A 14,231-nucleotide genomic window follows, 5' to 3' on the forward strand; every position below is an offset into this window, starting at 1 on the left:
TTGATTGACCGTTGATGTGGGTAGGCACCGACGCACCGCCCGCCGACGGGAGCGGGCTGGATCAGCTTGGGACGGGGCACACCATGACCACAGTGAAGACGGAACGCGCTCGCGCTACCAAAGGCCGGCTGGGGCTGGCCGAGATCCTGCTGATTCTCGCCGGCGGCGGGCAACCGCCAATCAAGATCACCGCCTACGACGGCAGCAGCGTCGGGCCCGACGACGCCGAGCTGGGTGTGCACCTGTGCACGCCGCGCGCCACCACCTACCTGGCCACCTCGCTCGGCCAACTGGGCATCGCCCGGTCCTATATCTCGGGTGACTTGGAACTGCGCGGGGTGCATCCGGGCAACCCCTACCCGGTGCTCGATGCGTTGGCGGATCTGGAATTCAAACAGCCCTCGCCGCAGACGCTGGTGAACATCGTGCGCTCGATCGGCTTCAAGCGACTCCGGCCGATCTCCCCGCCGCCCGAGGAGGCGCCGCCCAAGTGGCGGCCCACGGCGGTGGGCCTGCGGCACTCCAAGGCCCGCGACGCCGACGCCATCCGTCATCACTACGACGTTTCCAACACCTTCTACGAGATGGTGCTGGGTCCGGCGATGACCTACAGCTGCGCCATCTACCCGAACGACGAGGCGACGCTGGAGGAAGCCCAAGAGAACAAATACCGGCTGATCTTCGAGAAGCTGCGTCTGCAACCCGGCGACCGGCTGCTCGACGTGGGCTGCGGCTGGGGTGGCATGGTGCGCTACGCCGCCCGCCGTGGTGTCGCCGGGATCGGTGTGACGCTATCGACCGAGCAGGCCGACTGGGCGACGAAAGCGATCGCCGCAGAGGGGCTTTCGGAACTTGCCGAGGTGCGGCACTGCGACTACCGCGACGTCCGGGAAGGTGAGTTCGATGCCATCTCCTCGATCGGGGTGTCCGAGCACATCGGGGTGAAGCACTACCCGGAGTACTTCGGCACCCTCAAGGCGAAATTGCGCACCGGCGGCCTGCTGCTCAATCAATGCATCACCCTGGCGGACAACTCGATCTACCGGGGTGACGCCTTCACGGACCGGTACGTCTTCCCCGACGGGGAGATCACCGGTTCGGGGCGGGTGATCAGCGAGGTCCAGCAGACCGGTTTAGAGGTGCTGCATGAGGAGGACTTCCGGCATCACTACGCCAAGACGCTGCGTGCCTGGGGCCAGAACCTGGTCGACCACTGGGACGAGGCCGTCGCCGAAGTCGGTGTGGGCCGCGCCAAGGTGTGGGGTCTGTACATGGCGGCGTCGGTACTCGGCTTCGAGCGCAACCTGTTTCAGCTGCACCACGTGCTGGCCGCCAAGCTCGGTGAGCGAGGTGACGACGGTGGGCTGCCGCTACGGCCCTGGTGGCAGCCCTAACCGTCAGGCCGCACCGGCGGGTTGCCGGCGCTAGCGACCGAACAGGCCGCCGCCCCCGCCGAACAGGCCCCCGCCGTGGCCGCCGCCGAACAAGTTACCGCCGCCGCCGAACAGACCACCGCCGCTACCGCCGCCGAACAGGCCGCCGCCGGGCTTGCCCCCGAAGATGCCCCCGCCCGGATTGCCGCCGAAGATGCCCCCGCCGGGCTTGCCGCCGAAGATGCCCCCGCCGCCGCCCCCGAGGTTGGGCAGCGCCGGTGCCTTGGGCGCCGGGAGTGACGGCAGTGCAGGCGCCTGGGGTGCCGGCAGGCCGGGTGGGTTGAACACCGGGATCGTCGGCGCCTGGGGCGCGGGGAGTGACGGCAGCGCAGGCGCCTGGGGTGCCGGCAGGCCGGGTGGGTTGAACACCGGGATCGTCGGCGCCTGGGGCGCGGGCAGCGCGGGAAGTGCCGGTGACTGCGGAAGACCGGCCGGTGGATCCGGCAACTTCACCGGTGGGTCGGGCAGCTGGATCGGTGGGTTGGGCTTAACCACCGGTGGGTCGGGCAGCTGGATCGGTGGGTTGGGCTTGATCACCGGTGGGTCGGGCAGCTGGATCGGTGGGTTGGGTTTGACCACCGGCGGATTGGGCTTGACCACCGGCGGGATCGGCTTGATCACCGGTGGCTGTGGTTTGACGACGGGTGGATTCGGCTTGACCACCGGCGGGGTCGGAATCTCTACCGGCGGGTTGGGCTTGATCACCGGGGGGATCGGCTTGACGACCGGGGGGATCGGCTTGACGACCGGCGGTTGGGGCTTGACCACGGGCGGGGTCGGAATCTCCACCGGCGGGAGCGGAATCTCCACCGGCGGGACCGGTTTGACCACCGGTGGATCCGGCTTGACCACCGGCGGGGTCGGAATCTCCAGCGGCGGCGTCGGCGCGACGTGGGGCACGGCGGGCAGCCTCGCGGGCAGCCCGAGCAGGAAGGACAGATCGGGCAGAGCCGCCGCGACCGGCCTGATCGCCGGCGACGGGTGAGGCGCCGGCAGCGGAGCCGGCGGCAAGATGAACGGGGTCGCGGCCGCCGCCGGAGTCGGCACGTGCAACGGGGGCCCGAACATCGGGGGAGCGGACACCTCGGGCGCCGGTGGAATCGGAACCGACACCGGCGCTGCCAGCGGGGTGGCCAGCGGAGGCAGCGGCAGCGCGTCCGGCTGACTCATCGCCACGGGCGGTTCGACGTACGGCTGCAACGAGGGTCCCTGGGCCTTCGGTGGTTCGAGCGGGAAGCTCAGCACCCGACCGATTTCCGGCCGCAACGCGACCAGGTTGGGCGTGATGTCCAGCGCCATGGACACCATCAGCGCCGAGGCGGCCGCGAACATGGTGGAGGCCAGTATCGTGCCGGCGACCAGCAGCGGACGTCTGGCCGGCGGGTTCACCGGCTCGAGGAGTTCGGTTGCGGTGTCGGCCTCGTCGTCGGGAATGGCACTGTAGGCCAGGTCGTCGGAGTCGAAGGCGGGGATGTCGTAGTACCCGGGAGAGATCGCGCCGGAGTCGGCTTCCTGCGTGTAGGCCAGCGCCGAGGTCGACTCCTCGGCCGCTCGCGTCACCCGGGTGGAGGCCAACGCGGCGCCGCGAGCCAGTGCCGCCTGCGGCTCCGCGGGCTCACACACCTCATAGTCGAACGCCGCCTCCAGCCGCGGCCTGATTGCGGGCGAGTCGGCCGGGGGGCACACCAGAAGCAGACCGTCGGGGCGGGTTTCCGGAGTGTTCAGCCGCCCGGCGACGGTGTCGACCGCGCCGGTGGCATCCCCGTCGTGCAGGGGCTGGCGGAAGAGCCGGGTGATGGAGCCGTCGGCGCAGTCGATGACGGCGAGGGTCGCGTCGGTCGACTCGATCGACAGCAAGCCCATCCGGTTGCAACCGACCGTCTGGCCCAGGTTCCGGGCGAGGCTCGCGGCGGCCAGGCCAGGGGAGATCACAGCGACATCCGCGAGGCCGTTGGCGGCCAACCGCGAGCTCACCGCGGTGGCGTCGAGCGGTTCGGTCACCGTCAACCCGGTTGAAACCAGGCGGTACCCGGCGTAGCCGGCGGTCTCGCGGGCCTGCAGGATCGCGGCGATCACCGCGTCCACCGCGGCGAAGTCGGTGTCGGTATCGGTCGGCACCTCGAAGCGGTGCGCCTCCAGGATGACGCCGTCCCCGTTCTCACCGCCCACCAGCACGGTGTGGATGGTGGTGGTGGGCGCGGTTGATGCAAGTGTCACACCGAGAACGACGTCCATTGCTTCTCCGATTGAGTTGTGAGCTGCACGTGCCGGGCGAGGCGACGAGGGTCTTCGGGCGATGTCGGCCACCTGACCGACACCGTTCGTTCACCATTACGACATCTACCGGTGACACATCGAAATATGCGATCCCGCGAATAAATACTGACTGATGGGTTCGTGAAGACTGGCTAATTTTGTTGCCGCCGGTGGCTCACACCGGCGTCGCCGCGACCGTGTAGCGTCGCCCGATCCGGGCCGGTTTGGGCCATGATGGACCCGGACGGACCGGCACGGCAGGCACTGTGGACAGGAGTCAGACTTGGGCGATTTCGTCGCGTCGATCGACCAGGGCACCACCAGCACCCGTTGCATCATCTTCGACCATGACGGTGCCGAAGTGGGCCGTCACCAGCTGGAACACGAACAGATCCTGCCGCGGGCGGGCTGGGTGGAACACGACCCCTTCGAACTGTGGAATCACACTGCGGCGGTGCTGGTGTCGGCACTGAACACCACCAAACTCGAAGCCTCCGATCTGGCCGCGATGGGCATCGCCAACCAGCGTGAGACAACCGTGGTGTGGAATAAGAAGACCGGTCAGCCGTACCACAACGCGATCGTCTGGCAGGACACCCGGACCGACTACATCGCGGCCGCCCTCGAGCGTGACGGGCACGGCGAGGTGATCCGGCGCAAGGCGGGCCTGCCGCCGGCGACGTATTTCTCCGCCGGCAAGTTGCAGTGGATTCTGGACAACGTCGACGGCGTGCGCGCCGACGCCGAACGCGGGGACGCCCTGTTCGGCACCTGCGACACCTGGGTGCTGTGGAACCTGACCGGCGGCCCGCGCGGCGGGATGCACCTGACCGACGTCACCAACGCCAGCCGCACCATGTTGATGAACCTGGAGACCCTGGACTGGGACGACGAACTGCTGGCGCTGTTCTCGATCCCGCGGGAGATGCTGCCGCGCATCACCGCGTCGTCGTCGCGACGGCGGCACGCGGTCACCGTCAGCACCGGGCCGGTGCGCGGCGAAGTCCCGATCGCCGGCATCCTGGGGGATCAGCAGAGCGCCATGGTCGGCCAGGTGTGCCTGGCGGCCGGGGAGGCCAAGAACACCTACGGCACGGGAAACTTCCTGTTACTCAACACCGGTGAGCAGATCGTCCGTTCCGACAACGGGCTGCTGACCACGGTCTGCTACCAGTTCGGCGACGCCAAACCCGTCTATGCCCTGGAGGGTTCGATCGCGGTCACCGGATCGGCGGTGCAGTGGCTGCGCGACCAACTCGGCATCATCAGCGGCGCCACACAGGTGGAGTCGCTGGCCCGTCAGGTCGCCGACAACGGGGGGATGTACTTCGTGCCCGCCTTCTCCGGACTGTTCGCGCCGTACTGGCGTTCGGATGCGCGGGGCGCGATCGTCGGGTTGTCCCGATTCAACACCAACGCGCACCTGGCCCGGGCGACGCTGGAGGCGATCTGTTATCAGAGCCGGGACGTCGCCGAGGCGATGGAAGCCGATTCCGGTGTGCACCTGGGGGTTTTGAAGGTCGACGGCGGTATCACCGCCAACGACCTGTGCATGCAGATCCAGGCCGACGTGCTCGGCGTCGACGTGGTCAAGCCGGTTGTCGCCGAAACCACCGCGCTGGGTGCGGCCTACGCCGCCGGGCTGGGCGTCGGGTTCTGGAAGAGCCCCGAGGATCTGCGGGCCAACTGGCAGGAGCACAAACGCTGGACACCCAACTGGTCGGAGGATCAGCGCGCCGAAGGCTACGCCGGATGGCGAAAAGCCGTGCAGCGCACCCTGGACTGGGTCGAGCTGTCCTGAATGGGCCGAAGCGCCCGAACCCGCGGGTTTCATCGCCGGGCCCTGCGGGGCGCCGGAGTGGTCCTGCTGATTGTCGCCGCGGCGGTCGGCTGGGCCTGGTGGCACAACGGGTTCCCGCGGTCCTCGGGCCCCTCACCGACCTGGGCGCCGCCGCCGACGCCGAGCACCGCGCCGCTGAATCCGGGCTACGATGCCGCCCGCCGGATGCTCGATGCGCTGCCGGTCAAGGGCTGGGACCGGGTGCAGGACTTCAAGCGCTACCGCTTCGGCGAACGCTGGAGCGATGATGTCGATGTCGAATTCGGCCACAACGGCTGCAATACCCGTGACGACATCCTGCGCCGCGACCTGACCCGGATCGAACTGCGCCGCGGCACCTGCCTGGTGCAGCGCGGCATCCTGCACGACCCGTATTCCGGGAACACCATCGAATTCGTGCGGGGACCGGCGACATCCGAGTCCGTGCAGATCGATCACCTGGTCTCCCTGGCCGACGCCTGGTACAAGGGCGCGCGGTCCTGGGACGACGCACGCCGCCGCGACTTCGCCAACGACCCGCGCAACCTGCTGGCGGTCAGCGCACAAGCCAACTTCGACAAAGCATTCCGCGACGCCGCCGGCTGGCTGCCGGCGAACGCCGCGTTCGAATGCGAGTTCGTGGCCCGTCAAGTCACGGTCAAAACCGAATACGGGCTATGGGTTTCGGCGAACGAGAAGAACGCGATGCATCGGGTCCTGCGCCGCTGCTGAACCCTAGTCGGTCTCCCCGAGGATGCCGTAGACCTCCTTGCGGGCGGCATTGACGATGTCGACGATGCGCTGCTGTTGTTCGGGTGTGGCGGCTTGAGCCGCCTGGGCAACCGCACCGAAGAGCTGGCCGATCGCGGTGCGCAGGCTGGCCTGCCCCGGGTCGATCCCGTCGGTGATCTCCTCCCAGGGCGGGGTTTCGATTTTTTCGGCGGCCGAGCGGCCCTCCTCGGTCAATTCGAAAAGGCGCTTCTTGCCGTCGGTTTCGCTACCGCTGAGCAATCCCTCATCCACCAGCATCTGCAGGGTCGGGTAGACCGATCCGGGGCTGGGGCGCCAGAGTTGCTGGCTGCGGTCGGCGATCTGCTGGATGATCTCGTAGCCGTGCATCGGGCGCTCGGCCAGCAGCGCCAGGATGGCGACTCGCACGTCACCGCGCCGGCTGCGGTGCCCGCGCCGGTGCCCACGGTGCCCGCCCGGACCGAACCCGAAACCGAACCCGGGACCGCCCGGGCCGAACCCCGGGCCGAAGCCCGGACCGAAGCCGTGCCGGAAGTCGGGCCCGAACCCCGGTCTGAAGCCGGGGCCGACGGCCTCGGGGCCGGGGCTGAAGCCGAACGGTCCGCAGTGCTCGGCGGCATGGTCGCGCAGCTGCCTGCGGAACTCTCGGCGAGCGGCCCGGCGCGCGGCGTGCGCGGCGCGGCGCTGATGCGCGATCGGGGGTCCGAAGCCGAAACCACCGGGTTGCTCAGCGTCGTCAGTGCAGGGTCCGCCGGGCGGACCGAAGGGGATGTTCATGGGTCACCTCGTGCTCTCGAACGGAAACGCCAGCCGCTTCCGATACGTTGACGATATATCGAGAACTATCGATGTGCAACGATTGGCCGTGCCGGCGGCTCAGCCCGGGGGAATGAACCCGCCCGCGCGCGGCGGCGGCCAGGGGCCGGGCGCCGGCTGGAAATAGGGCAGCGGCGGTCCGGCCTGCAACCGCGCCAGCTCGCGTTGATGGCGCTCGGCGAGCACCGCGGCCAGCACCAACTCCGGCGGGGCGTCCGGGGGTGGCGGCGGTGAGATGTGGGCGAGCACTTCACCGGAGATCCGATACGCCATCATCTGCCGGGTGTGCGGGTCGAGTTGGGTGGCGCGGCCTAGGAATTGCCGTGCCAGCTCAGCGGATTCAGGTCTCAGTCCGGATAGTTGCAGCGTCGATGCCCACCAGGCCAGCCCGGGTGGCATCAGCGGGGGCGGCGCCGACGCCGGGGCCCGCTCACTGATCACCACCGTGCCGGCGAAGATGTCACCCAGCCGTTTCCCGCGGGCCGACAGCAGGCTGCAGATCACCGCCGGGCTGCCGGTCAGCGCCCAGATCTCCACCACCCCGGCGAGTGCCCGAAACAGGGCCTGCCGGAAGCGTTCCGGGCCACCGTCATCGGAGACCACCCGCAGACCCATCGCCATCTTGCCCAGCGACCTGCCCCGGGTGAGGGTCTCGATGGTGACCGGATAGCCGACCAGCAACAGCACCGCGAAGATGATCATGATCGCCCCGGTCAAGGCGTCGTCGAACCGGCCCAGGGTCATCGCCCAGAGCACTATCGAACACAGGTAGGCCACCATGACGACGGTGATGTCGATCAGCGCGCTGACCGCTCGCACCGGCAGTTGCGCGATCGCGATGTCGAGGACGACGGCGTCGCCGGTCACCAGCTCCTGGCTGCGATTCGGCATAGAGCCGACGCTACCCGCCGATCCGGCCCGGTCGGCGATGGCGCGGTTAGGCTCGACGCCGTGGATGTCGACGCCTTCGTGCTGACCCATCGCCCCACCTGGGATCGGCTGGAGTCGCTGGTCAAAAACCGGCGCCGGCTCAGCGGCGCGGAAGTCGACGAACTCGTGGAGCTCTACCAGCGGGTGTCCACCCACCTGTCGGTGGTGCGCTCGTCCTCGGCCGATTCGGCGCTGATCGGCCGGCTCTCCGGTCTGGTGGCGCGCTCGCGTGCCGCGGTCACCGGCGCGCACGCACCGCTGGCCTCGGAGTTCGCGCGGTTCTGGATGGTGTCGTTTCCGGTGGTGGCCTACCGGGCCTGGCGGTGGTGGTTGGGTACCGCGGTCGCCTTCCTGGCCGTCGCGGTGATCATCGCCTGCTGGGTGGCCGGAGATCCCGACGTGCAGGCGGTGATCGGCACGCCCGCGGAGATCGACCGGTTGGTCAACCATGAATTCGCCGCGTACTACAGCGATCATCCGGCCGGGTCGTTTGCCCTGCAGGTCTGGGTGAACAACTCCTGGGTGGCCGCCCGGGCCATCGCGTTCTCGGTGTTGCTGGGCCTGCCGATCCCGGCGCTGCTGTTCGCCAACGCCGCCAACCTCGGTGTGGGACTGGGGTTGATGTTCCACGCCGGTCGGGGCGGCTTCATGCTCGGCCTGCTCGCCCCCCATGGTCTGTTGGAGCTGACCGCGGTGTTTTTGGCCGGCGCGGTGGGCATGCGGCTGGGCTGGATGGTGATCGCACCGGGGGACCGGCCGCGCGGACAGGTGCTCGCCGAGCAGGGCCGCGCCGTCGTCGCGGTCGCCGTCGGCCTGGTGGTGGTGCTGGCCGTCTCCGGGCTACTGGAGGCGATGGTGACCCCGTCACCGTTGCCGACGTGGCTGCGGATCGGCATCGGGGTTCTCGCCGAGGCGGCGTTTCTGGGCTACGTGGTGTACTTCGGGCGCAGGGGGGTTGCCGCCGACGAGACCGGCGACATCGCCGACGCACCCGACGTCGTCCCCACCGGCTGAGCCCGACCCCCCTGGCGCGAGCGGGCGTGTTTGCGCAGTGACACGCCGCGAATCATGGCATTCTCCGCACGCTCGTGCCCGTGATCAGAGCTGTCCGGCGGCCTTCATCGCCAGGTAGGCGTCGGCCAGCGCCGGCGCCAGCTCATCGGGCGGGGCATCGATGACCTGGACACCGCCGCGCCGCAACTTCGCCGCCACCGCCCGCCGCTCGTTGCGGGAGCGTTCGGCGGCACCCGCGTCATACACCGCGGCAGCATCGCCGCGTCCGCGAGCCAGACGTTCCACCCGGGGATCGGCGACCGCGGCCAGGATCACCTGATGTTCGGCGGTCAGTTTCGGCAGAACCGGTAGCAGCCCTTCCTCCAGCGCGGAGGCATTCAGGTCGGTGAGTAGCACCACCAGGTTGCCGCGGCGCGCTCGCCGCGACAACGTGGCCAGCATTGCCGCCGCGTCGGATTCGACCAGCGCCGGCTGCAGCGGTGCCATCGCGTCGACCAGCTGGGCGAACAGCCTGGTGCGCGACGCGCCGAACACCCCGGCCCGGGTCACCTGATCGTGGGCGAGCAGATCGACATGGTCGCCGGCACGTAACGCCAACGCCGCCAACAACAGTGCGGCGTCCATCGACCAGTCCAGCCGGGGCCAGCCCGCCGGGTCGCGCGCGGTCGGGTCGACTCCGATCCGGCCGGCCGCCGTCCGTCCGGTGTCGAGGACGATGACGACCCGCCGGTCCCGCTCGGGCCGCCAGGTCCGCACCATGACGTCCGAGCGCCGGGCGGTTGCCCGCCAGTCGATCGAGCGCACGTCGTCGCCGACGACGTATTCCCGCAGTGAGTCGAACTCACTGCCCTGGCCACGGACCAGCGCCGGCAGGTTCCCGTCGATCTCCCGCAACCGGGCCAGCCGCGCGGGCAGGTGCCGGCGGGACAGGAACGGCGGCAGTACCCGCACCTGCCCGGGCACCGCCCGTGACCGCTGCCGCCCCGCGAGCCCCAGCGGACCGACCGAGCGCACCGTGACCCGGTAGGCGTGCTGATCACCGCGCCGGATCGGCCGCAGCTCGGTGAGCACCCGGTGTTCCTGGCCGGCGGGCAGGTCCAGCCGGTGGGCGCGCGGCGAGGCGCAGGCACTGGGCGGCCAGGCGTCGCGCAGCTGCCCGCGCAACCGGCGGCCGTCGTTGACGATCGACAGGGTGGTCGCCACCGACTGGCCGAGTCGCACCGCGGTCTCCCCGGATCGGGTGATCCGCAACGCGGCCGGATCGCCGGCCAACGCGACGTCGAGCACCACCGCGACGCCCAGGCCTGCCAGCAGGACGGTGAATGCCGTCGCGGGCCAGGGGGCCAGCGCGACGGGCAGGGCGCACAGCAGTGCTGCCAGCGCGGTGCGGCCGGTCAGAATCACCAGCGTGGCACCGGGACCGAGGCCAGGATGCCTTCGAGGACGCCGTCGGCGCTGGCGCCTTCGAGTTCGGCCTCCGGACGCAACATCACCCGGTGCCGCAGCGTCGACCGGGCCATCGCCTTGACGTCGTCGGGCGTCACGTAGTTGCGCCCGGACAGCCACGCCCACGACCGCGACGTGGCCAGTAGTGCGGCTGCGCCGCGCGGGGAGACACCCAGCTGCAAGGCCGGCGAGTGCCGGGTCGGCGTCACCACGTCGACGATGTAGCCCAGTACCTGGTCGGCCACCAGCACCTGTCGCACCGCGGCGCGTCCCGCCGCCAGATCCTCGGCGCCGGCCACCTGCGCGACCGCGGACAGATCGTGCGGGTCGAATCCGTGCGCGTGCCGGGACAGGATGTCGATCTCGGCGTCGCGTCCCGGCAGCGGGACGGTCAGTTTGAGCAGGAACCGGTCGAGTTGGGCCTCGGGCAGCCGGTAGGTGCCCTCGTATTCGATCGGGTTGGCCGTGGCGGCGACGATGAACGGGTCAGGCAGCGGCTTGGCTACGCCGTCGACACTGACCTGCCCCTCTTCCATCGCTTCCAGCAGTGCCGCTTGGGTTTTCGGTGGGGTGCGGTTGATCTCGTCGGCCAGCAGCAGGTTGGTGAAGACCGGGCCGGGCCGGAACACGAACTGTGCGGTGTGGGTGTCGTAGACCAGCGAGCCGGTGATATCTCCGGGCATCAGGTCCGGGGTGAACTGGACCCGTTTGAAGTCCAGCCGCAACGCGGCGCTGAGCGTGCGGACCAGCAGCGTCTTCGCCACGCCCGGAACGCCTTCGAGCAGCACGTGGCCGCGGCACAGCAGGGCGATCACCAGGCCGCTGACCACGGCGTCCTGGCCGACCACCACCTTGGCGACCTCGGTGTGCAACGTCAGCAGCGCCTCGCGTGCCGCCGCCGGATTGTGCGGGGGAGTCTGAGTCACGAGCGGGTGACCTGCCTTTCGATGTCTTCGAGTGCGTGGGCCAAAGCAACCAGGGTGTCGTCGGATTCCGGTGGCGGTCCGAACAGCGTGTGCCACAACCAGTCCGGGTGCGTTCCGATGCGCTGGGCCGCCGCCGCGACCAGCATCGCCGGATCCGGAGCAGGCCCCAACCCCAGCCGCGGGGTGAGGCGCCGCAGGGTTGCGGTGCGCAATGCGGCGGCGGCCCGGTCGCGGGCCCGGTGGGACCGGTAGAGCCGGCCGAGGCCCTCGACGGTCTCCGATGCGCGCACCACCACCGGCATGCGCTCGGCGACCAATGGGCCCAGCCGGCGCCCTTTCCACAGCGCGGTCAGCGCCAGCGCCACACACAGCTGCCAGAACAGCCACGTCACATTCTTCGGGACCAGCTCGAGAAGTGTTGCGCTGCCCGGCCTTCCGCCCTCGATGTGTTGCGGCGCATACCAGATCAGGCGCGCCCGCGAACCGGCCAGGTTCATCGCCAGCGCGGCGTTGCCTTCGCGGGCCAGATCGCCGTTCGTCATGAAGGACGCGCTGCCGACCACCGTGATGGTCCGAGCGTCCTTGCGATAGCGGACCAGCGCACCGTCATAGCAGCTGAGGATCGAGTTGTCGTGAACCGCACGGTAAGTCGCCGTGGTGCCCAGGTCGACAGTTCCGGCTCGGTCGGCCTCGCGCAGGCTGCAATCGGGTCGGCGGGTGAACGTACGAGCCGGGCCGGACCGAATGCCGGGGGCCAGGGCGGTGCGCGCCCGGGCGTCCGGCGCTACCAGCAGCAGGTCGCCGGGAAGATCGGCCAGCCGGTTCAACAGATCTGCGCCGACGATCCGGTGGGTCTCGGCCACCAGCACCAGGGCGTCGGGTCGCGCCGCGCGGGCGGCGTCATCAACGGTGTCGGCGACCACCACCTCGACGCCACGGTCGCGCAACAGCGTCACCACCGCGTGTGCGCCTGCCGGTCCGGTGGCTTTCGGATCCATCCGGCCACCCGGCCGGGTACCGGTCAGGTAGACGCCGACCGCCGAAATCACCACGATCACAGCAACAGCCAGCGCCCCCCACAGCCACGTGCGTCGGGTGGCCGTCACCGGTACTGCCGCCGCTGCGTCGAGGAGCGCATCTGCTCATCCAGTTCGGCCACGATCCGGTACCGCTGCGGGGTGGCCGGCACCTCGCCGTAGCTGACGTCGTTGAACGTCTCGGCGGCCCGCAGCAATCCGCCCGCCAGGTCGGGCAGCACCGCGCCGGCGTCGCGGGCCAGTTCGGTGGCGGTGCGCCCCGGGGCGGGGTGCAGCATCCCGGTCTCCTCGAGTTCGCGGGCCACCGCCCGCAGCCGGTGCCGGATCGCCTCGACCCATTCCCCCGACGCGGCGCAGCGCTCCGCGGTCGCGCGGTGTTCGGCGGCGCTGAGCTGCGTCGTGCCGAACAACGGCCGGCCGCCCTCGCCGTCGCGCAGCATCCGCCGGCCGACGTGGACGGCGGCCACGGCCGCAGCGACGAGCACGATCAGCAGCACACTGATGGTGAACCACCCGCCCGGCAGCTCCGCGCCCTTGAGTATCAGCCGCCGGATCAGTGTCTCGATGAAATCGATGAACTGCTGTTTGGGCGACGGCCGCGGGTAGATCGGTTTGCTCAGCTCACGTTCGGCGGCCTCGCGGGCGGCTTCGCGGTCGATGTCGACGGTGGGCACCCGGTGTCCTCACCCCGGCGGCCGGGTCAGCCACAGGTGATCGGTCGAGCCGCCGCCGTAGGGCCCGCTCGTGACGCCAGTCCGCAGCACCAGGTCGAATGCCTCGGCGCGGATGCGGCGGTCGGTGTACAGCAGCACCGCCACACCGGCGCTGAAGGGCAGCACGATGATCTGGCCGATCGTCGCACCTATCCGGGCGAACAGGCCCAGCTGTGCCGTGCCGGTCAGGGCGTCCGCGCCGTGGGTGACGGCCATCCCGATGATGTTGAACGGGAACGCCACCGCGCTGCTGACCAGGGAGGCGATCAGCGCGGTCAGCACCATGATGCCCAGCACTCGCCAGAAACTGTTGCGTACCAGGGCGAACGATCGGCGCATCGCCTCGAACACCGGTTGCCGTTCCAGCACGATCACCGTCGGTGCGAACACCAATACCGCGTAGCCGTAACCCAACACCGCGATCAAGGCCAGTGCCAGCGGCAGCCCGACCAGCACGGCGGCTCCCATACCCCCGGCTCCGGCGGCGACCGCGATGACGAACGCGGCGAAGCCGCACAGCACCGCTGCCGCCAGCCCCACCAGTGCGGTCAGGCCGATCAACGCCGCGAAACGGGTACGGACGATCGCCCAGGCTTCGCCGACGGTGATCGGCGAGCCGAACACCGAGCGCCCGACGACGGCGGTCAGCATCCCGGTCAGCACGATGGTGCCCAGGGCTGTCGCGATGCCGGCGCCGGCGAACGCGATCATCCACGCCGCGACGTCACCCCCGGAGATCTCGGTGGCCGACCGCCCGGAATGCGCCGGCCCGACCGCGGTCAGTAGGCCGACCAGCGCGACTCCGCTGATGATCTGGGTGGCCACCACGACGATGGCGGTCAGCCCGAGCACGACCGCCGGGTTGGCGCGGACGTAGCCGACCGCACCGTTGTAGATGTCGGTCAGGCTGAGCGGACGCAGCGGGATCACGCCGGGTTTGAGCTCAGGCTGCGGGTATCCCGGCGGCGGGCCGTAACCCGGAAACGGCCCGTAACCGGGCGCCGGCCCGTAACCGGGTGGGGGCCCGTAACCCGGAGGCGGGGGCCCGTAGCCGGGTGGTGGACCGTAACCGGGCGGGGGTGGCCCATACC

The 14,231-nt window shown here is 70.0% G+C and carries 12 protein-coding genes; 4 read left to right on the forward strand and 8 right to left on the reverse strand.

The genetic code is table 11. The features are described from left to right. The first annotated feature begins 83 nt into the window (after window positions 1-83). Window positions 84-1,394, forward strand: a complete 1,311-nt coding sequence (locus tag BST28_RS18405; protein ID WP_083082221.1) for a class I SAM-dependent methyltransferase — start codon at window positions 84-86, stop codon at window positions 1,392-1,394. A gap of 30 nt (window positions 1,395-1,424) precedes the next feature. On the opposite strand, the gene BST28_RS25150 is transcribed toward BST28_RS18405, so the two are convergent. Beyond that, on the reverse strand, window positions 1,425-3,668 hold the full coding sequence (locus BST28_RS25150) for a DUF7159 family protein (protein ID WP_083082212.1): 2,244 nt from the start codon (window positions 3,666-3,668) through the stop codon (window positions 1,425-1,427). Window positions 3,669-3,972: 304 nt separating this feature from the next. Between BST28_RS25150 and glpK the strand changes: the two genes are divergently transcribed. Then, on the forward strand, window positions 3,973-5,490 hold the full coding sequence (gene glpK, locus BST28_RS18415) for a glycerol kinase GlpK (RefSeq protein ID WP_019737064.1): 1,518 nt from the start codon (window positions 3,973-3,975) through the stop codon (window positions 5,488-5,490). Between the two features lie 57 nt (window positions 5,491-5,547). After that, on the forward strand, window positions 5,548-6,240 hold the full coding sequence (locus tag BST28_RS18420; protein WP_019737065.1) for an HNH endonuclease family protein: 693 nt from the start codon (window positions 5,548-5,550) through the stop codon (window positions 6,238-6,240). Between the two features lie 3 nt (window positions 6,241-6,243). On the opposite strand, the gene BST28_RS18425 is transcribed toward BST28_RS18420, so the two are convergent. Continuing rightward, window positions 6,244-7,035: a PadR family transcriptional regulator gene (locus BST28_RS18425; RefSeq protein ID WP_019737066.1), complete on the reverse strand. Its 792-nt coding sequence runs from the start codon at window positions 7,033-7,035 to the stop codon at window positions 6,244-6,246. Between the two features lie 99 nt (window positions 7,036-7,134). Further along, a complete protein-coding gene (locus BST28_RS18430; RefSeq protein WP_083082214.1) occupies window positions 7,135-7,965 on the reverse strand; it encodes an RDD family protein in 831 nt (276 codons plus the stop codon). Window positions 7,966-8,025: 60 nt separating this feature from the next. On the opposite strand from BST28_RS18430, the gene BST28_RS18435 reads away from it, so the two are divergent. Then, window positions 8,026-9,018 (forward strand): stage II sporulation protein M, encoded by a 993-nt coding sequence (locus BST28_RS18435; RefSeq protein ID WP_019737068.1) that lies wholly within the window; start codon window positions 8,026-8,028, stop codon window positions 9,016-9,018. A gap of 84 nt (window positions 9,019-9,102) precedes the next feature. Here BST28_RS18435 and BST28_RS18440 read toward each other — a convergent pair whose 3' ends face one another. The 5 genes from BST28_RS18440 to BST28_RS18460 all read right to left on the reverse strand — a co-directional run. Then, a complete protein-coding gene (locus BST28_RS18440) occupies window positions 9,103-10,422 on the reverse strand; it encodes a DUF58 domain-containing protein (RefSeq protein WP_019737069.1) in 1,320 nt (439 codons plus the stop codon). Next, entirely contained in the window at window positions 10,419-11,390 is a 972-nt protein-coding gene (locus BST28_RS18445) for an AAA family ATPase (RefSeq protein ID WP_083082215.1), read from the reverse strand. Before BST28_RS18445 ends, BST28_RS18440 begins: the two co-directional genes overlap by 4 nt. Continuing rightward, on the reverse strand, window positions 11,387-12,496 hold the full coding sequence (locus BST28_RS18450; RefSeq protein ID WP_083082216.1) for a DUF4350 domain-containing protein: 1,110 nt from the start codon (window positions 12,494-12,496) through the stop codon (window positions 11,387-11,389). Before BST28_RS18450 ends, BST28_RS18445 begins: the two co-directional genes overlap by 4 nt. Beyond that, on the reverse strand, window positions 12,493-13,101 hold the full coding sequence (locus BST28_RS18455) for a DUF4129 domain-containing protein (protein WP_083082217.1): 609 nt from the start codon (window positions 13,099-13,101) through the stop codon (window positions 12,493-12,495). Before BST28_RS18455 ends, BST28_RS18450 begins: the two co-directional genes overlap by 4 nt. A 9-nt stretch (window positions 13,102-13,110) precedes the next feature. Next, a partial coding sequence (locus BST28_RS18460; RefSeq protein ID WP_234808322.1) for a DUF7847 domain-containing protein occupies window positions 13,111-14,231 on the reverse strand: 1,121 nt, incomplete at its 5' end.

Origin of the sequence: Mycolicibacter kumamotonensis, assembly GCF_002086285.1 — a bacterium.
Taxonomy (GTDB): Bacteria; Actinomycetota; Actinomycetes; order Mycobacteriales; family Mycobacteriaceae; genus Mycobacterium; species Mycobacterium kumamotonense.